Origin of the sequence: Vermiculatibacterium agrestimuris, from assembly GCF_943193085.1 — a bacterium.
Lineage (GTDB): Bacteria > Bacillota > Clostridia > Oscillospirales > Oscillospiraceae > Vermiculatibacterium > Vermiculatibacterium agrestimuris.
This window is the reverse complement of record NZ_CALPCU010000018.1, coordinates 1-18,788: the sequence shown is the minus strand read 5'-3', so window position 1 is coordinate 18,788 and position 18,788 is coordinate 1. Positions and strand designations below refer to the sequence as shown.

Annotated in this window: 15 protein-coding genes and 1 riboswitch; of the genes, 10 read left to right on the top strand and 5 right to left on the bottom strand. The window is 62.6% G+C overall.

Translation table 11 applies throughout. The features are described 5' to 3' along the window. Window positions 1-10: 10 nt before the first annotated feature. The 5 genes from NFR87_RS07430 to NFR87_RS07410 all read left to right on the top strand — a co-directional run bounded on the left by NFR87_RS07430 (window position 11) and on the right by NFR87_RS07410 (window position 4,582). Complete coding sequence (locus NFR87_RS07430) at window positions 11-1,312, top strand: amidohydrolase family protein (protein WP_251448533.1); 1,302 nt, start codon at window positions 11-13, stop codon at window positions 1,310-1,312. Between the two features lie 41 nt (window positions 1,313-1,353). Then, a complete protein-coding gene (locus NFR87_RS07425) occupies window positions 1,354-3,021 on the top strand; it encodes a putative polysaccharide biosynthesis protein (RefSeq protein WP_251448530.1) in 1,668 nt (555 codons plus the stop codon). A 109-nt stretch (window positions 3,022-3,130) separates the two neighbouring features. Then, entirely contained in the window at window positions 3,131-3,919 is a 789-nt protein-coding gene (gene mazG, locus NFR87_RS07420; protein ID WP_251448527.1) for a nucleoside triphosphate pyrophosphohydrolase, read from the top strand. A gap of 61 nt (window positions 3,920-3,980) precedes the next feature. Then, entirely contained in the window at window positions 3,981-4,256 is a 276-nt protein-coding gene (locus tag NFR87_RS07415) for an HU family DNA-binding protein (RefSeq protein WP_251448525.1), read from the top strand. A gap of 83 nt (window positions 4,257-4,339) precedes the next feature. After that, window positions 4,340-4,582: an RNA-binding S4 domain-containing protein gene (locus NFR87_RS07410; protein WP_251448522.1), complete on the top strand. Its 243-nt coding sequence runs from the start codon at window positions 4,340-4,342 to the stop codon at window positions 4,580-4,582. An 81-nt stretch (window positions 4,583-4,663) separates the two neighbouring features. Here the strand turns inward: NFR87_RS07410 and NFR87_RS07405 are convergent, their stop codons facing one another. The 4 genes from NFR87_RS07405 to NFR87_RS07390 all read right to left on the bottom strand — a co-directional run bounded on the left by NFR87_RS07405 (window position 4,664) and on the right by NFR87_RS07390 (window position 11,362). Then, the gene (locus tag NFR87_RS07405) at window positions 4,664-6,580 is read right to left on the bottom strand and encodes a flavocytochrome c (protein WP_251448519.1); all 1,917 of its coding nucleotides are present in this window, start codon (window positions 6,578-6,580) and stop codon (window positions 4,664-4,666) included. Window positions 6,581-6,757: 177 nt separating this feature from the next. Continuing rightward, complete coding sequence (locus NFR87_RS07400; protein WP_251448517.1) at window positions 6,758-8,623, bottom strand: FAD-dependent oxidoreductase; 1,866 nt, start codon at window positions 8,621-8,623, stop codon at window positions 6,758-6,760. Between the two features lie 118 nt (window positions 8,624-8,741). Continuing rightward, a complete protein-coding gene (htpG, locus tag NFR87_RS07395) occupies window positions 8,742-10,658 on the bottom strand; it encodes a molecular chaperone HtpG (RefSeq protein WP_251448514.1) in 1,917 nt (638 codons plus the stop codon). 143 nt (window positions 10,659-10,801) lie between these two features. Then, the gene (locus NFR87_RS07390; protein ID WP_251448511.1) at window positions 10,802-11,362 is read right to left on the bottom strand and encodes a YdeI/OmpD-associated family protein; all 561 of its coding nucleotides are present in this window, start codon (window positions 11,360-11,362) and stop codon (window positions 10,802-10,804) included. A gap of 174 nt (window positions 11,363-11,536) precedes the next feature. Here NFR87_RS07390 and NFR87_RS07385 point away from each other — a divergent pair, with 174 nt between their 5' ends. The 4 genes from NFR87_RS07385 (at window position 11,537) to lepB (ending at window position 16,357) form a co-directional block, all read left to right on the top strand. Then, window positions 11,537-12,316, top strand: a complete 780-nt coding sequence (locus NFR87_RS07385) for a TIGR00282 family metallophosphoesterase (protein ID WP_251448509.1) — start codon at window positions 11,537-11,539, stop codon at window positions 12,314-12,316. Between the two features lie 68 nt (window positions 12,317-12,384). Then, window positions 12,385-13,464 (top strand): metallophosphoesterase family protein, encoded by a 1,080-nt coding sequence (locus tag NFR87_RS07380; RefSeq protein WP_251448506.1) that lies wholly within the window; start codon window positions 12,385-12,387, stop codon window positions 13,462-13,464. After that, window positions 13,461-15,683: an ATP-binding protein gene (locus NFR87_RS07375; RefSeq protein ID WP_251448503.1), complete on the top strand. Its 2,223-nt coding sequence runs from the start codon at window positions 13,461-13,463 to the stop codon at window positions 15,681-15,683. Before NFR87_RS07380 ends, NFR87_RS07375 begins: the two co-directional genes overlap by 4 nt. An 89-nt stretch (window positions 15,684-15,772) precedes the next feature. After that, window positions 15,773-16,357 carry a signal peptidase I gene (gene lepB / locus NFR87_RS07370; protein WP_251448500.1) on the top strand — a complete coding sequence of 195 codons (585 nt, stop codon included), beginning with the start codon at window positions 15,773-15,775 and terminating at the stop codon, window positions 16,355-16,357. Window positions 16,358-16,415: 58 nt separating this feature from the next. Here the strand turns inward: lepB and NFR87_RS07365 are convergent, their stop codons facing one another. Then, a complete protein-coding gene (locus NFR87_RS07365; protein ID WP_251448498.1) occupies window positions 16,416-16,970 on the bottom strand; it encodes a phosphoribosyltransferase family protein in 555 nt (184 codons plus the stop codon). A gap of 109 nt (window positions 16,971-17,079) precedes the next feature. Further along, window positions 17,080-17,177, top strand: a riboswitch (purine riboswitch). A 97-nt stretch (window positions 17,178-17,274) separates the two neighbouring features. Here NFR87_RS07365 and NFR87_RS07360 point away from each other — a divergent pair. Beyond that, entirely contained in the window at window positions 17,275-18,696 is a 1,422-nt protein-coding gene (locus NFR87_RS07360; RefSeq protein WP_251448495.1) for an NCS2 family permease, read from the top strand. Window positions 18,697-18,788: the final 92 nt, after the last annotated feature.

The window sequence follows — 18,788 nt, the reverse complement described above, 5'->3', positions numbered from 1 at the left end:
GGAGCCATCCATGTCTATCCTCTTTCAGAATGTCACCGCCGTGCTCATGGACGCCGGCCGCACCGTTCTCCCCAACGCCTTTGTGGCGGTGGAGGACGGCAAGATCGCCTCGGTGGGCGCCAAAAAGCCCGCCGGAACCTTTGCGCGGGTCATTGACGGCAAGGGGGGCATCCTCATGCCCGGTCTGGTCAACGCCCACACCCATGTGCCCATGACCGCCATGCGGGGCTATGGCGACGGCCATGAGCTCCACGACTGGCTCAACAACTTCATTTTTCCCGTGGAGGCCAAGTGGGACGACCGGGCCATTCGCGCCTGCACCGACCTGGGTCTCATGGAGATGATCGCCTCGGGCACCACCTGCCTGTGCGACATGTACATGCACACCCTCACCGTGGCCCAGGCCGTGGCCGATGCGGGGGTCTCCGCCAACCTGGGGCTGGGGGCGGTGTTCTTTGGGGAGACCTTCTCCCCCGACGTCTGCTCCGACTGCGCCAAGACCCAGGAGCTCTACAGCGCCTGGCACGGCTTTGACAGCGGCCGTATCCTGGTGGACGGCTCCATCCACGCCGAGTACACCTCCCAGCCCGGGCTCTGGGAGTGGGTGGCCGACTTTGCCAAGGCCCACGGCCTGGGGGTCAACGTCCACATCTCCGAGACCCGGCACGAGCACGAGGAGTGTAAGGCCCGCCACGGCGGTCTGACCCCCATCCGGGTCATGGAGAAGTACGGCGTGCTGGACGTGCGCTGTACCGCCGCCCACTGCGTCTGGACGGAGCCTCAGGATTGGGCCATCATGGCCCAAAAGGGCGTCACCGCCGTCCACAATCCCGTCTCCAACCTGAAGCTGGGCTCCGGCGTGGCCCCCATCCCCGACATGCGCAAGGCGGGGGTCAACATCGCCCTGGGCACCGATGGCGTCTCCTCCAACAACACCACCGATATGTTCGAGGACATGAAGCTGGCCGCCATCTTGCAAAACGGCGTGCGCTGCGACCCCCTGGCTCTCACCGCCTGGGACGCGGTGGAGATGGCCACCCTGGGCGGGGCCAGAGCCCTGGGCCGGGACACCGGCGCCATCCTCCCCGGCCTTTGGGCCGATCTCATTTTGCTGGACGGCCAGGCCCTGAACCTGCTGCCCTGCCACGACGCCGCCAACAACATTGCCTACGCCGCCCACGGTGCCAATGTAACGCTGAATATGTGCCGGGGCAAGGTCATATATGAAAATGGGACGTTCCTCACCATCGACGCGGAGAAGACCCGGCGGGAGGTGCTGGATTACGCCGTACCCATGCTGTTTGGAGCGTAAGGGGCTATCGGCAAATCACCCCGGAAAGGCTGTGGCAAATCTTGTCTGAATCGCAAAAAAAGAGTACCTTCTTTGGCGGCGCGGCCATTTTGGCGGTGGGTTCCATCATCGTCAAGCTCATCGGCGCCGTCTATAAGATCCCCCTGGGCCGGATCCTCTCGGAGGAGGCCTATGTAGACTTCAACACCTCTTATAATATCTATAACTTTTTCCTCACCATCTCCACGGCGGGTCTGCCCGTGGCCCTCTCCAAGACCATCTCCGAGGCCAACACCCTGGGCCGCCAGAACCAGGTGCGCCGGGTGTTCTCCGTGGCCCTGCGCACCTTCCTGCTGCTGGGCCTTGTCAGCTTCCTGGCCATGTCCGTCTTCGGGCAGCCCCTGGCCAACTTCATGGAGGATGAGTCCGCCGTCTACTGCGTCCGGGCCCTCAGCCCCTCGGTGCTGTGCGTGTGCGTCATGGCCGCCTTCCGGGGCTACTACCAGGGCCATTCCAACATGGTGCCCACCGCCGTGAGCCAGATCATCGAGGCCACCTGCAAGATGGTCTTCGGCCTGGCCCTGGCCTACGCCGTGCTCATGCTCCTGCCCGGCGAGCCCAGCTACCGGCAGCGCATGTCCGCCACCGGCGCCATCGCCGGCGTCTCCATCGGCAGCGTCATCGCCCTTTTGTATATGCTCGTCCATTTTCTCAAAGACCGGGGCGCCCGCGGCGCCAAGGGCGCCGACACCCCCGATGGCGACGGCGCCATCCTATCCCGGCTTTTGAAGCTGGCCATCCCCATCACCCTGGGCTCCGCCGCCATCTCCATCGTCACCATCATCGACAGCAAGGTCGTCCTGTCCCTGCTCAAGCAGATGTACACCGATATGCCGGAGCTTATCACCCCCGAGGCTGTGGCCCAGCAGCTGGACAAGGGCGGCGTGGAGCCTGTGCTCTACATGGCCCAGGGCCTCAAGGGCATCTACGACAAGTGCATGGCCATCTACAACCTGCCCTCCCAGCTCATGGTGGCCATCACCGCCAGCGTCATCCCCGCCGTGTCCGCCTGCCTTGCCCGGCGGGATAAGCCGGGGGCCAGCCGGATCAGCGAGTCCGCCCTGCGCATCGGCGCGCTCCTCTTCCTGCCCATGGGCTTCGGCCTGTTCGCTCTGGGCGGCCCCATCGTCCAGATGCTCTTCAAGCTGGATCCCGTCTCCGCCGGGCCCATTATGAGCGAGCTGGGCCTGGCCTCCATCTTCGTGTGCCTCATGCTCATCTGCAACTCCATCCTCCAGGCCCACGGGCTGGTGAACCTGCCTATGCTCACCGTGGTGGTGGGCGGCGTCATCAAGATCTTGGTCAACTATGTTTTGGTGGGCAATTATGACATCAATATCAAGGGCGCGCCCATCGGCACCCTGGTCTGCTTCGCCGCGGCCTCGGCCATGGATCTGTTCTTCATCTACCGGGCGATCCCCCACCCTCCCAAGTACAGCCGGGTCTTTTTGAAGCCTTTGGCCGCCTCCGCCCTGATGGGACTGGCCGCCTGGGGCTGCCACGGACTGGTCTCCCGCTTCCTGGGCAACTCCATCGGCACTCTGGCGGGCATCCTGGCCGGCATGGTGGTCTATGTCATCCTCATTTTGGCCCTGCGGGCCATTTCCCCCGACGATCTGGCTCTCATGCCCAAGGGAGATAAGATCGCCAGGCTCCTTCATATTCAGTAATTGTTCTCTTCAAGGGCGACATAACCCCCAAAGTTATGGAAACAACAGGAAAAAATTCAGTGATTTCAAGCGTTTTTTGCGAAAAACCTCTTGCAGTGGGAGGCAAAATATGATAGATTTTGTTAGGAAAGAAACCTATGGCCTCAAGGACTTGGAAGACATCGTCTCCATCCTCCGCGCGCCGGGGGGCTGCCCCTGGGACGGCGAACAGACCCATGAATCTCTCCGCCGCGGTCTGATGGAGGAGAGCTGCGAGGTCGTCGAGGCCATTAACGAGCAAGACCCCGAGCATTTGAAGGAAGAGCTGGGGGATGTGCTGCTCCAGGTGGTCTTCCACGCCGACATCGAGCGCGAAGCCGGCCGGTTCGATTTGGACGCCGTGGCGGATGGCATTTGTAAAAAGCTCATCTTCCGCCACCCCCACGTCTTTGGGGAGGTGTCCGTCTCCGGCAGCGACGAGGTGTTGGTGAACTGGGACGAGCTCAAACGAGAGGAAAAGCACCAGGAGACCTACACCGATACCCTCACCTCCGTGGCCAAGTCCCTGCCCGCCCTGTGGCGGGCGGAGAAGGTGCAGAAGAAGGCCAGGAAGGCCGGCTTCGACTGGGACGACTGTTCCGGCGCGGTGGACAAGCTCTCCGAGGAGCTGGGTGAGCTCCGGGAGGCCATCGACCTGGGCACCAACGTCACCGAGGAGCTGGGGGATCTGATGTTCGCCGCGGTGAACGTCTCCCGCTTCGTGGACGCCGACCCCGAGGTGTGTCTCAACGCAGCCACGGAAAAATTCATCTCCCGCTTCGCTAAGGTAGAGGCGCTCTCCCGGGCTCAGGGGAAGGATATGAAGGAGATGACCCTCACGGAGCTGGACAAGCTCTGGGAGGAGGCAAAACGGACTTAACGGCTTCGGCCTTAAGTATACAGACGCATAAAGCGTCAAGAAAAAACAGGAGGAAACCATCATGAATAAAGCTGAACTCATCAATGCCGCCGCCGAGAAGGCCGGTCTGTCCAAGAAGGACACCGAGGCCGCCGTCAACGCCACCATCGAGGCCATTGCCGCTTGCCTGGCTTCCGGCGACAAGGTCCAGCTCGTCGGCTTCGGTGCCTTCGAGGTGAAGTCCCGCGCCGCCCGCATTGGCCGCAACCCCAAGACCAAGGAGACCATCCAGATCCCCGCCTCCAAGGTTCCCGTCTTCAAGCCCGGCAAGGCTCTGAAGGACGCTGTGGCGAAATAATTCCGCTCTCTGTCTGACGAAAAACAAAACGGCTCCGGGTTTCCCGGGGCCGTTTTTGCCATCCTGTATTTGAGGTGAATCCCATGCGACTGGATAAATGGCTGAAAAATTCCCGGCTCATCAAACGGCGGACGGTGGCCAACGAGGCCTGCGACGCCGGCCGGGTCACCGTGGGCGGCCGGGCGGTAAAGGCGTCCTACGAGGTGAAGCCCGGCGACGTACTGGAACTGAAGTTCGGCGAGCGCGTCACAAAGGTGAAGGTGCTCTCAGTCCAGGAGATCGTAGGAAAGGCCGACGCCGCGGGGATGTACGAAGAAGTGCGGTGACCTCTCCCGGCCGAAAAAACGTCCTTCCACCGCGCAAAAAGCCCCTGTCCAAACTGGACAGGGGCTTTTCTTGTGCTTTCCTTATTTCGCCGCCGCGTTCTCGCCGGCGATCTTGCCGAAGGTCAGCGCGTCGGGCACGGCGTTGCCGCCCACCCGGTTGGTGCCGTGGATGCCGCCGGTGACCTCACCGGCCGCGTACAGGCCCTCGATGACGGCTCCGTCGGCGCTGAGCACCTCAGCGTTGCCGTTGATCTCCAGGCCGCCCATGGTGTGGTGGACGCAGGGAGAGAAGGCCACCGCGTAGAAGGGGCCCTCCTCAATGGTGCCTTCCCAAGTTCTCCGGCCAAACTCGTCGGGCTTGCCGGCCTTCACCAGGTCATTGAACTCGGCGATGGTCTGCTCCAGAGCCTCGGCGGGCACGCCGATGGTCTCAGCCAGCTCGGCCAGGGTCTCGCCCCGGGAGATCATGCCATACTGCACCTGACCGTCCAGAGCCTCCTGGGCCATGCGGAGAGTGGCCTCCTTGTTGTCACAGATGCCGAAGAACATCTGGTCAGTCTGGGCCAGGGCGCCCTCGGCCAGCACGTCACGGCGCTGATCCTCGGCCACGAAGCGCTTGCCCTCCTTGTTGACGAAGGCGGTGCTGTTCACATAGCCGGAGATGCCGCCGCCGGAGATGGAGTTCAGAGCCATCAGCTGGATCCAGCCCATGCCCACCAGGTTGGCGTCCACGTCCAGACCCATGGTGATGCCGTCGCCGGTGGCGCCGGGGGTGTTGTTGGTGGAGAGCTTCTCAATGTTCTCCCACTTGGAGCCCTCCTGGTTATACTCCTTGAGCATGTCCGGGTTGGCGCCGAAGCCGCCGGTGGCCAGGATCACACCCTTGGTGGCCTTCACGGTGACGGTCTCGCCGTTGGCGTTGGTGAGAACGGCGCCGGTGACCTTGCCGCCCTCGCTGACCAGGCTCTCAGCCTTGGTGTCCAGATAGATCTGCACGCCCTCATCCCGGGCGGCGTTCTCCAGCGCGGCCACGATCTCAGCACCGCTGGGATCGGGCAGGGTCTGGTGGGAGCGGTTCCACAGAGCGCCCACCACGGTGCTCACCTCATCGCTCCAGTTCACGCCGTTATCGGAGAGCCAGTGGAGGGTGTCCAGGCTGTTGGAGGTCAGGGTGCGGATCTGAGAGATGTTACCCAGATAGTCGCCCGCGTCCAGAGTCTGGAGGGCGTGCCACTCGGGGGAGTCAAAGAGGTTGGTTCGGCCGGAGGCCTTGTACTCGTCCCACTGCTCCTGTACCTCGGCCTTCAGCGCGGCGTGCTCTTCACTCACGTCCTCGTGGGCCAGCAGGCCCTCCACAGTGGAGGCCAGCGCCTCGTCCATGGGGTTGTTGGCCTGGCCCTCAGGGTCATAGGTGTTGAAGGCGCCGCCGCAGCGCAGGGTGTTGCCGCCCAAGGCGGACAGCTTCTCCACTACGATGACGCTGGCCCCGTTCTGGGCCGCGGAGAGGGCCGCGGAGAGGCCGGCGCCGCCGCCGCCCACCACCAGCACGTCAACGGTGGTATCCTGGAGGGTCTCGACCTTCGGGCCCTCTCCGACGGGAACGGCCTTCAGGGCGTCCACATCGCCGCCGGCCTGCTTGACGCAGTCAGCCACGGCCGCCAGAATGGCATCGGAGGTGATGGTGGCGCCGGATACGGCCTCCACACCCAGGCTCTGATAGTCCACAATGGCGGCGGGGATGTCGGAGATGGCGGGATCCGCGATCCCGCCGGTCTCGGTGTGCTCGGTGATCTCCACCTTTTCGATGGCGTCGGCGGAGAAGGTGACGGACACCTTCACCGGGCCGTTTCTGCCATCGGCGCTGGCCTCGTACGTACCCGCTTTGTAAGTCCCCTCCTGGGGGGCGGCCGAGACAGTCGCCTTCTCGGCGGGGGTTCCGCAGCTGGACAGGAGCAGGGCCGCGCACAGAGACAGAGCCGCAAGTTTTGTTCCTTTCATTGTATACTCCTTTCAAATTTTGGCATGAGACAATTTATTTCCTATACGCAACACAGTATAGCAAGTTGTTAAAAAATTGCAATCCATCTCTGGAAATTTTTTTCATAATTTTCAAAAAAAGAAAAGCTCTTCCCCATTCCAGGAACGGGGAAGAGCTTTTCGGCCCGGACAGTCTCTTTACTTCTGCTGCGCGGCATAGGCGGCGGCCTGGGCGCCCGCCTGCTTGCCAAAGACCATACAGCCGGTATTCTGGATACCGCCGAAGGTTGTGTGGCCGCAGATATTTGCGTTACCCACCATCTCGCCGGCCTGATAAAGGCCGGGAATGGGCTCGCCCGCCTCGTTGAGAAGCTGGCACTTGTCGTTCATCCAAGCTCCGCCCGAGGTGATCATCACGTAGGGGATCGTACGCACGATGTAGTAGGGGCCGGTCTCGAACTTCTTCATCTCCCGGATCCGGCCGAAGTCGGCGTCCTCCCCGGCGTCCACAAAGCCGTTATAGCGCGCAATGGTGGCCTCCAGCCCGGCCTCATCGATGCCCGCCAGCTTGGCGGCCTCCGCCACGGTGTCGGCCTTAAAGATCTCCTGGCCCTTCTCCACAGCGGTATCCCACTTGCTCCAATCCTTATCGCCAGAGAAGATGGGCATCTCCCGCTCGCGGAGCTCGTCCACCATGGCCTGGTCAAACATGATGTAAACGGTGTTGTCCCCCTTCTTCCACCAGGAGGTGATCTCATCGTAGTCCGAGCCGTCCTCAGCGCCCAGCTCGTCCACGAAGCGCTCGCCGTCTTTGTTAACGAAGATCATGTAGGGGAAGTCCTTGACCCGGATGCTCATGGTCTTGACAAAGTTGTCCCCGTCCCGAACGCCGCCGGCGTAAGTGGAGCAGTAGTCCATGTTCTTCAGCACACCGCCGGCCTGCATGGCGAAGCGGAAGCCGTCGCCGGTACAGAACTCAGGGCTGGTGGTCAGGCAGTTCTGGAAATTGTACTGGTGGAGCAGCTCCTCGCTGTGGCCGTAGCCGCCGGCGCACATGACGGTGGCGGGGGCGCGGAACTCTACCTCAGCGCCGTCCTCGGTCTGGGCCTTCACGCCCACAACGGCGCTTCCGTCCATGATGAGCTCAGTGGCCGGGGTGTTGTAGAGAATAGCCACCTTGCCGGCCTCCACCTGCTCAGTGAGCAGCTTGCCCACGGCATCGATGTAGGTGGAGATCTTGCCGGAGCTATAGACACGGGCCACATTCATCGGCTCGTAGAGGCTGGGCATCCGGGGTACCCGGTCACCCAGATCCGCCCCGAGGCTGTCCAGCCAGTCCACCGCCTCGCCGGAGTGGCGGGCATAGTACCAGGTGAGCTCCTCGTTATAGTTCTCTTTGCCTCCGTTGTCGGCGTTGCGCTTCTCGATCTCTTCCACCAGCAGCTCGGGGGTATCCTCGATCCCCGCCTCTTTCTGCATCTTGGTGCCCGCGCCGGAAAGGGTAGAGCCGCCCACGTTGGCGGAGCCGCCCCATTTACCGGTCTTCTCCAGCACCAGCACATTGGCTCCCGCCTCCGCGGCGCTCAGCGCGGTGTTCATCCCGGCAAAGCCACAGCCGATGACGATGACATCAGGGCTCTCGAAGGGGAGCTCCACGCTGGCCGTGTTCGTCTCCTCCACAGGCTCGGCTTCGCCTCTGGCCACCGCCAGGGCGCCGGCCACGGCCTCCTTGATCGCCTCGGAGGTCAGGGTCGCGCCGGCCACAGCCTCTACCTCGGGAGAGTTCGCCTCCATAATAGCGGCGGGGATCTGTTCCATAGCAGGGTCGGAGATACCAGGCGTCTCGGCATGCTTGACAACGTTGACGGCAGTGATGGCGTTTTCATCCACCGTCACTTCCACCTTCACTTTGCCTCCCATGCCCTTTTCCGAAATTCCAACATAGGTTCCGGGCGTGTAGATCCCTTTGGCCTCGGGGGTCTCCTTCCCCGCTCCGCTCCCGCAAGCGCCCAAGCTCAGGCACAACGCCCCAGCCAGGACCAGAGACAAAACTTTCTTTTTCATTCGATCCCCTCCTTTTTATATTTTTGGAACAAATGGCGTCTACAAAAGCATCATATCATTTCTTAAAATATTATGCAAGCTTTTTCGCCCTTGATCTCTCCCTTTTGAGACATCCATATTATACCATCAGGGAACAGACCAGCTCGGTATATTTCGCCGTGTCCTCCACGGGGAGGCCGGCGATGATGAGGGCCTGGTCATAGAGGAGCTGGGCGTATTTCTTCGCCTTCTCCGGCTCCTGGGCCACCGCCTGGCTCAGCGCCGCGTAGACCGGGCTGTCGGCGTTGAGCTCCAGCACCCGCTGGGCCTTCATCATCCCCATGCCCTCGTCGCCCATCTTCTGGAAGTACTTTTCCATCTCCAGGCTCAGCGGGCCGTCGGCGGTCATGCACACCGCCCCGGACTTCAGGACTTTAGAAAGGCGCACGTCGCTGACCTTGTCCCCCAGGGCCTCCTTCACGAAATCCAGCACCGGTCGGTTGGCCTCCGCCCGCTTCTCGGCGGCCTGCTTCTCCTCCTCCGTCTCCGGAAGGGCGTCGGCGTCGGCGGCGTTTTTGAAGGACTTGTCGGCATAGCGCATCAGGGTCTGGGCCACGAACTCGTCCACCTCGTCGGTGAAGTAAAGGATCTCATAGCCCTTGTCCAGCACCCGCTCGGCCTGGGGCAGGGCCCGGGCCAGCTCCACGCTCTCGGCGCACAGGTAGAAGATGCTCTCCTGCCCCTCCTTCATCCGCTCCACATACTCGGCCAGAGTGGTCAGCGCCTCGCCGTCCGAGGTGTGGAACAACAGCAGATCCTGCAAGACCTCCTTCTTGGCCCCGTACCCGTTCACCGTGCCGTACTTGAGCTGGCGGCCGAATCCCTTCCAGAACTGCAGGTACTTCTCCCGCTCCTCCTTCTGGAGTTTGAGCAGCTCCGCCTTCACCTTCTTCTCCACATTGGTCTCCATGATGTGGAGGGCCCGAGTGTGCTGCAAGGTCTCCCGGGAGATGTTCAGAGGCAGATCCTGGGAGTCCACCACCCCTTTGACAAAGGAGAAGTGGTCGGGAACCACCTCCCCGCACTTGTCCATGATGAGCACCCCGGAGGAGTAGAGCTGCAGGCCCTTCTCGTAGTCCTTGGAGTAGTAATCGAAGGGAGCGTGGGCGGGGATGAAGAGCAGGGCCTTGTACTCCATCTGGCCCTCGGCGGCGATGTGGATGGTGCACAGCGGCTCCTCCCAATCCCCAAACTTCTCCCGGTAGAACTGGTCGTATTCCTCCTTCTTCACCCGGCTCCTCTGCCTCTGCCACAGGGGCACCATGGAATTGAGGGTCTCGATCTCCGTGTGGGTCTCGTACTCCGGCTGGTAGTCCTCCCCGGCGTCCTCCGGGCGGGGCTTCATGTGGGTGTGGCTCACCTCCATGCGGATGGGGGTGTGGACGTAATCGGAGTACTTCTTCACCAGCTCCTGGAGCCGGCCGGCCTCCAGATATTCGCTGTACTTTTCCTCTTCAGTGTCCGGCTTCAGGTGAAGAATGACCTGGGTGCCCACGCCCTCCTTCCTGCAGCTCTCCACCGTGTAGCCGTCGGCTCCGTCGCTTTTCCACTCCCAGGCTTCCTCCGCCCCATAGGCCCGGGAGCGGACAGTGACCGTATCGGCCACCATGAAGGCGGAGTAAAAGCCCACGCCGAACTGGCCGATGATGTCCACCTTCTTCCCCGCCGCGGCCTTGTCCATCTCCTGCCTGAACTGGTGGGAGCCGCTGCGGGCGATGGTGCCCAGGTTCTTCTCCAGCTCCTCCTTCGTCATGCCGATGCCGTTGTCGGTGATGGTGATGGTGCGCGCCTGCTTGTCGGTCTCCAGGGTGATCTGGAAGTCCTTGCGCTTGACGCCCACCTTGTCGTCGGTGAGGGCCTTGTAGGCCAGCTTGTCCACCGCGTCGCTGGCGTTGGAGATCAGCTCCCGGAGGAAGATCTCCTTGTGGGTGTAGATGGAGTTGATCATCAGATCGAGCAGCCGCTTGGATTCCGCTTTGAATTGCTTCTTTGCCATGATTTTTTGCCTCCATATATGATAATTTTATCAAAAACGAATATTAGCACTCCAGGAATTGGAGTGCTAATATATGATAGTCCTTCGTATGCGATTTTTCAAGGGAGTTCAAGGAAAATTTACAAATTTGGTCTCTATGGCCCTCACATAGGCTTCAGATTCCGGTTGAGCCTGTCCACCATCCAGGCAAGCCGTTTTTCCCGACCAGCCTGCGTCTTGGCGTCCAGGTATGCCTTGGTATAGGTCTTCTTTACCGAGGGGGGCATGGCCTGAAAATTGGTACAGGCAGGCGCATAGTCTGCCAAAAGCGCAGACAGGGCCTCGATCTGCTCCGGCGTAACAGCCGCAGGCTTGGGGGCCTGCCACTGGCCGTTTTTCTGCGCCTGCTCGATCTTCTTCCTGCCAAACTCAGTCATAAGCCCCCGCGCCTCCAGGTCTTTGACCAGGGCTTTATTTTTCTCCGACCACTTGCTCTTGGCCCGCCGCTGGGAAAAATACTTCCGGTAGGTCTTCTCATCCAGCCGCTCCATCTGTCCGTCGATCCACCCAAAGCAGAGCGCCTCCTCCAGCGCTGCCGCGGCTGTGATCGTCTTCGGCCCGCCCGGCTTGCCGAACAGGAGCCAAACCCCGTCCTCAGACAGGCAGTTCTCCGCAAGCCAGCTCCGAAACTCCTCCCTGTCCGCAAATTGCAACATATCGTCCATACCGCGTCCTCCCTCTTCACGCCCGGCTTATGAATGGCCCGTCAATTCGTACAGCCTGATTTTACCACAGTTCTTTTGGGGATTCAATGGACAGTGGAGACCTTGGTGGTAGCAATTGCGCTTTGGGGAAAGATGACGTATAATATAAGTTAATACCGCAAGGAGGCAATGCCCATGATCCTGCATCTTTTGGCCGTAGGCGACGTGGTGGGCCAGTCCGGCCTGGACTATCTCACCGACCACCTGCGCAGCGTGAAAAAACTCAAGGCGGTGGACTTCACCGTGGTCAACGGGGAGAACGCCTCCGGGGTGGGGATCACCCCCCAGCAGGCCCATGTCATCTTCGACGCCGGGTGCGACGTGATCACCCTGGGCAACCACACCTGGAACCGCCTTCAGATCGCCGATTTTTTGGAGGAGAATCCCTATATCCTCCGCCCCGGCAACTACACCAGCCGTGTCCCCGGCCGGGGCTGGGGCGTTTTCGACGGCCCCAGGGGCCTGCGCATCGGGGTGATGAACCTCATCGGCCGCACCGAGATGGACGCCAACTTCGACAACCCCTTCACCGTGGCCGATAAGGCCCTGAAGGAGATGGAGGCCGACATCGTGGTGGTGGACTTCCATGCCGAGGCCACCAGCGAGAAGGGGGCCATGGGCTGGTACCTGGACGGCCGGGTACAGGCGGTGTGGGGCACCCACACCCATGTGCCCACCGCCGACGGGCATATTTTGCCCCAGGGCACCGGCTTTGTCACCGACTTGGGCATGACCGGCCCGGCCCAGTCGGTGCTGGGCATCAAACCCGAGCAGGCCGTCAACCGCTTCCTGGGCGGCCTTCCCCGGCGGTACGAGGAGGCCCCCGGCCCCCGGAAGCTGGAGAGCGTTCTGTTCACCATCGACACCGCCGCCAGGAAGTGCATGGCGGTGGAGCGGGTGGATCTGGGGGATTGACCCGGCGCCCAGGCCCCTATCTCCCGCAAAACCACCCCATTTTCCTCTCCATGAAAGGAGCGTGCTCCATGCTTCATATCCTTCACGCCGCCGACCTCCACCTGGACGCCCCCTTCGCCGCCCTGACAGCGGAGCAGGCCCGCCAGCGCCGCTCCGAGCAGCGGCTTTTTCTGGACGCCCTGGCGGATACCGCCATTGAGAAGGGGGCCGATCTGGTGCTCCTCTCCGGCGACCTTTTAGATTCGGAGCAGACCTACCGGGAGACCGCCCAGGCCCTGGCCGCCGCCCTGGGACGTATCCCCGCCCCGGTGGCCATTGCCCCCGGCAACCACGACTTCTATCACCCCGCCTGCCTCTACGCCGCCGACTTCTGGCCCAAAAACGTGATCCTCTTCCGGGAACCCGCCCCCCAGCGGGTGGAGCTGCCTGGCCTCGACCTTTACGGCTGCGCCTTTACCGGCCAGTTCCGGGACAACTCCCCCCTGGCCGGCTTTCAGGCCGCCGGCGGGGACAAGCCCGCGGTGATGGTGTGCCACGGGGATGTGGACGGCACGGGCCGGTACGGCTCCATCTCCCGCCAGGAGATCGCCCAGAGCGGCCTTACCTACCTGGCCCTGGGCCATGTCCACAGCTGCTCCGGCCTCCAGCGGGAGGGCGGTACATATTGGGCCTACCCGGGCTGCGCCGAGGGCCGGGGCTTTGACGAGTTGGGCGACAAGGGCGCTTTGTGGATCACCCTGGACGGCGCACAGGTCACCGCCCAGTTCCTCCCCCTGTGCCGCCGCCGGTATGAGATCCTGGAGTGCGACCTGACGGGCAAAGAGCCCGCCCAGGCCGTGACCGCCGCCCTGGCCCTGGGAAGGGGCGAGGACATCTGCCGCCTCATCCTCACTGGGGAGGCCGGGGCTCTGGACGTCAGCGCCCTCCTGGCCGCCGCCAGGCCCTACCGCTGGGCTCTGACCGTCCGCGACCATACCCGGGTGCCCCAGGATCTGTGGGCCCGGGAGAAGGAGGACAGCCTCACGGGCCTCTTCCTCCGGGACATGCGCCGGCGCATGTCCGCCGCCCAGGGAGAGGAGCTGGCCACCCTGGAGCGGGCGGTGCGCTACGGCCTTGCCGCCTTGGAAAATGGGGAGGATACGCCATGAAAATACGGAAAATGACCGCCTCCTTCGGTGCGCTGGAAAAGGCCGTCCTGATCCCCGGCGACGGCCTCACCCTCATCCAGGCCCAAAACGAGGCCGGCAAGTCCACCTGGTGCGCCTTTCTCCGGGCCATGCTCTACGGCTTCCCCACCCGCGACCGGGACAGGGCGGGCTACCTGGCGGAGAAAAACCGCTACCAGCCCTGGTCGGGGGCGGCCATGGAGGGCACCATCGAGCTGGAATGGAAGGGCCGGGAGGTCACCCTTTACCGCGGCCCCAAGGGAACAGCGGCCTGGGGGGCCTTCTCCGCCGTCTATACCGCCACCGGCGAGGCCGTCCCCGGCCTGACGGCGGAGAACTGCGGCGAGACCCTGCTGGGGATCTCCCGGGAGGTCTTTGAGCGCACCGCCTTTGTGGGCCAGGGGGAGATCTCCCTCTCCCCCAGTGGGGATCTGGAAAAGCGGGTGGCCACCCTGGCTACCTCGGGGGAGGAGGACGTGTCCTTCTCCCAGGTGGAGCGGCGGCTGAAGGACTGGCTCAACCGGCGGAAGGTAAACAGCCGGGTGGGCCTCATCCCCGAGCTGGAACACCAGCTGGAGCAGGTAGAGACCGCCGCCGCCCGTCAGGGAGAGCTTCTCCGCCAGGCCCAGGCCGCCCTCCAGGAGCAGGAGGCCCTCCAGGCCCAGAAGGCCCAGCTCCAGACCCGGCTCCAGGCCCACGCCGCCGCCAGCGCCGCCCAACAGGGCCAGCGGCGGCAGCAGGCTCAGGCGGACTACGACGCCGCTTTGGACGCCCTGCAGACCGCCCAGGCTGCCGCAGGGTACCTTCCCTCCACCGAAGAGCTGCGCCGGGCCCAGGGAGACCTGGCATATCTGAATACCTTAGAGGCCAACCTGCGCATGGCAGAGAAGGCCATCCCAGAGGCCAGAGAGGCGGCGGAGGAGGCCCGGAAAGCTGCCCAGTCAGACCCCTGTTTCTCCGGCTGGGACGCCGCCCAAGCCGCCGCCAAGGCCCAGGCCGACCACGACCAGGCCGTGGCCCTGCAAAAGAAGGGGGCTTCCCTCCTGTCCCTTTTGGGCGCGCCGGTGGGCTGCATTTTGGGCTTTGCGCTCGGCCGCACCGCCCAGGGCCGCCCCTATTCCCTGCCCATGCTCATCCTGGGCGCTATTCTGGGCTGGGCCGTCGTGGCCCTGCCCATGTTCCTCATGGGCAGGGGAAAGAAAAAACGGCTTTCCACGCTTATGGAGCGTTATCAGGCCCAGACGCCGGAGGACATTCTGACCCGTGGGACAGAGTACAGCCGGAAGATGACCGCCCTTCAGGAGGCGGAGCGGCAGCTTCAGGCCACCCAGACCGAGCGGGACAAGCTCGCCGGGCAGAAAGAGGAGCTCACCGGACAGCTTCTAAACTTTGTCCGCCCCTTCGCCCCTCAAGTCTCCGATCCCTTCGGGGTCTCCGCCGCCCTCTCCCGGGCTCTGCAGCAGGGGGAAACCTACCGGCTGGCTCAGGCCAGGCTGGAGGCGGCGGAGCGGCTGCTCACCGCTCTCCCCTCCCCCCAGGGAACTGCGGCGGCGGTCTCCGCCGTCCCTGTCCAGGGGGACGCCGGGGAACTGGCCGCCCGGCTTCAGACCGTAAACGGTGCGCTGGAGCGGGCCGCCGCCAGCGCCGCCCGGCTCCAGGGAGAGCTCTCCTCCCAGGGCGACCCGGCGGAGCTGGAGGAGCGCCGGGGCCAGCTTATGGAGGCGCTGGAACAGCGCCGGAGGGAGTATGACGCCATCGCCGCCGCCCTGGAGAGCCTGAAAAACGCCGACTCCCTTCTGCGGGAGCGGTTCTCCCCCGCCGTCAACGCCAAGGCCGGCGCTTTTCTCTCCGCCCTCACCGGCGGAAAGTATGACAAAGCCGCCCTCACCCGCCAGTTCCAGGCTCTGGCCCAGGAGCGGGACGGCGCGGCCCACCGGCAGGATCTCTCCCTCTCCGTGGGCGCGGCGGAACAGCTCTACCTGGCCATGCGCCTCGCCATGTGCGAGCTGGTGCTCCCCGCCGGGGAACCCTGCCCCATTCTGCTGGACGACGCCCTGGACGCCTTTGACGATACCCGGGCCGCTTACGCCCTGGACTGCCTTCTGGACTTGGCCGAAAAGCGGCAGGTGCTCCTGTTCACCTGCCACAGCCGGGAGGCCGGGCTGCTCAGGGGCCGGGATGTGAGCCTGGCCTCGCTGTGAGAAGGTTGCATTTTCCCTTTGATTGGGTTATAATAATTGTTCCATATGAGTCCGCGGGGATTTCCCCCCACAGAAAAGGAGCTGATCTCATGACTGACGAGGCTTTGAATCCCAGTGAAAAACCCGAGGAGGAAAAGGGCTCCTTTAAGCTGGATCTTTTCTACTGGACGCAGACCCTGGTCACCGTCCTCATCTTCCTCATCCTGGTTTTTGCCCTGGTGGGGCGGGTCATTGAGGTGAAGGGCTCTTCCATGGTGCCCACCCTTCACGAGGGGGATCTGATGCTCCTCCAGTCCCTGGGCTACTCCCCCAGGCAGGGGGATGTGGTGGTGCTTCGCAAGAACACCTTTATGAACGACCCCATCGTCAAGCGGGTCATCGCCACCGGCGGCCAGCACGTGACGGTGGACTATACCGCGGGCAAGGTCTATGTGGACGGCGCGGCTTTGGACGAGCCCTATATCAACGAGATCATGGTCTACCCCGCAAGCCCTGAAATGTCTATCTCCGACGTGGTGGTGCCCGAGGGCTCTATCTTCGTCATGGGTGACAACCGCAACCACTCCTCCGACTCCCGCCATGAGCTGCTGGGCACAGTGGACGAACGGTACGTCCTGGGCAAGGCGCTCTGGGTGGTCTTCCCCTTCCACGGGGACTTTGGGCCCATCGAATAAAGATATAACAAGGCCCCGTTTCCATTTTGGAAACGGGGCCTTGTTTCACGATAGCGCCTCAGCCCAGGGGTTCCCCCCTGCTGTTGAACAGGGGAAGCTTCTCCAGAAAGAGGATGTCCTGCCGCCTGGCGGCGTCCCCTTCGGCCAGGATGGCCATGCGGCCCACCACATTGCCGCCGGCCTGCTCCACCAGATTCTCCACTGCGGCCAGAGAGCCGCCGGTGGAGATCACGTCGTCCAGGATAAGGATGCGCTTACCCTTCATTTTGGCGGCGTCCGCCCCATCCATGTAGAGCTTCTGCTCCCCCTCGGTGGTGATGGACTTATCCACCGCCTCAAACACGCCGTTCATATAGGCCTTCTTCTTTTTCCGCACCAGAAAGTACTCGTTGCGGCCGCTCTGGCGGGCCATCTCGTGGATCAGAGGGATGGCCTTGGCCTCGGGCGCCACCATGTAGTCAAACTCCGGCGCCTTCTTCAAAAGTTCCCGGGCGCAGGCGCAGGTCAGCTCCACATCGCCGAAGATCACAAACGCGCCGATCATCAGCGTATCGTTCAGAGGACACAGGGGCAGCTCCCGCCTCAGGCCCGCCACGGACAACTCATAGGTCATACTATCAGCTCCTTGCCTTTTGTCTATTTTGAATTATACTCCCCAGTTTTCCTGTTGTCAATTTGCAGAAAAAATCAGTAGTATTTTGCCGATTTCTATGGTAGCATACTTCTATCAACTTCATATTTTCGGTATAATCGAGACGAGTTGGGTCTCGAGTCTCTACTGGCGGCCTATCCGACAACTACCGGAATTGCATAGAGCGGAACTAACGATATAGTTCTGCTTATTTTGTTTTTCCCTTTTTTGCCGTTCGCCTCCCTTATCCCGAAAAAAATCCCGGAAGTTGAGGAGAGGGAGCGTAATGGAAAAATTGTTCAAGCTCAAGGAAAACGGCACCACCCTGCGCACGGAGCTCGTCGCGGGCCTGACCACCTTCATGACCATGGCCTACATCATCGCGCTGAACCCCAACCTGCTCACCGGCTTCGACGTGGGCTCCCCGCTTTGGAACGGCGTATTTTTGGCCACCTGCATCGCCTCGGCCATCGCTATGTTCGTCATGGCCTTCGCCGCCAATAAGCCCTTTGCCCTGGCGCCCGGCATGGGTCTTAACAGCTTCTTCGCCGTGGTGGTGGCCAATATCGTCGGCCTCACCGGCATGAGCTATCTGGCCTCCTTCCAGACCGCTTTGGTCATCATTCTCATTGAGGGCATCATCTTCCTCATCCTGTCCCTGCTCAACATCCGGGAAAAAATCGTCGACGCCATCCCTCTGGGCGTTCGGCTGGGCATCGCCCCCGCCATCGGCCTGATGCTCATGAACATCGGCTTCGGCTCCAACGCCGGGGTCTACTCCGAAACCGGCGGCCCCTTCTTCGTGATGCGTGATTTCTTCGGCGCCCTGACCCCCGCGGTGGCCCAGAGCACCATGGGCTCCGGCTATAACGCCATGGTACTCAGCGTGGCCACCATGTTCATCGGCCTGTTCGTCATCGTCATCCTGGCCAAGAAGGGCGTCAAGGGCGCGGTGCTGCTGGGCATGCTGGTGGCCTCGGTGGTCTACTGGATCGGCTCCTATGCCGTTTTGCAGGTCAACCCCTTCGCCTCCCTGTCCAGCGCCTCCTTCCTGCCCCCCTTCCAGGATATGGTGGACACCACCCTCTTTAAGTTCAACTTCCAGGGCTTCATGGAGATCGGCGCCTTCACCGCCGTCACCCTCATTATCACCTTCTGCATGATCGATATGTTCGACACCATCGGCACCCTGGTGGGCACCGCCTCCCGGGCGGGCATGGTGGATGAGCACGGCAATATGCCCCACATGAAGCAGGCCCTGCTGGCCGACGCAGTGGGCACCGTGGCCGGCGCCTGCACCGGCACCTCCACTGTCACCACCTTCGTGGAGTCCGCCTCCGGTGTGGAGGCCGGCGGCCGCACGGGCCTGACCGCCCTCACCACCGGCGTTCTGTTCCTGGCCTGCATCTTCATCGCCCCCATCGCCGCCATCATCCCCGCCGCCGCCACCTCCTCCGCTCTCATCTACGTGGGCGTACTGATGGTCATGGGCCTGAAGAACGTGAACTTTGACGATATGGATCAGATGGTTCCCGTGGCCCTCATGCTCATCGCCATGCCCGTGTCCAGCTCCATCGGCCACGCCATCGGTCTGGGCCTCATCTCCTACACGGTCATCAAAGTGTTCACCGGCAAGGCCAGGGAGGTCTCCGCCCTGACCTACGTCATCTCCGCCCTGTTCCTCGTCAAGTTCTTCCTCGTCGCCTGAGTTCTTTCCATAGAAAAAACCGGCCGCCACTTCCAGCTGGGCGCCGTCGGCCCAGTAGACCTTATAGCCGTTATACTCCTTGGGGTTGTGGC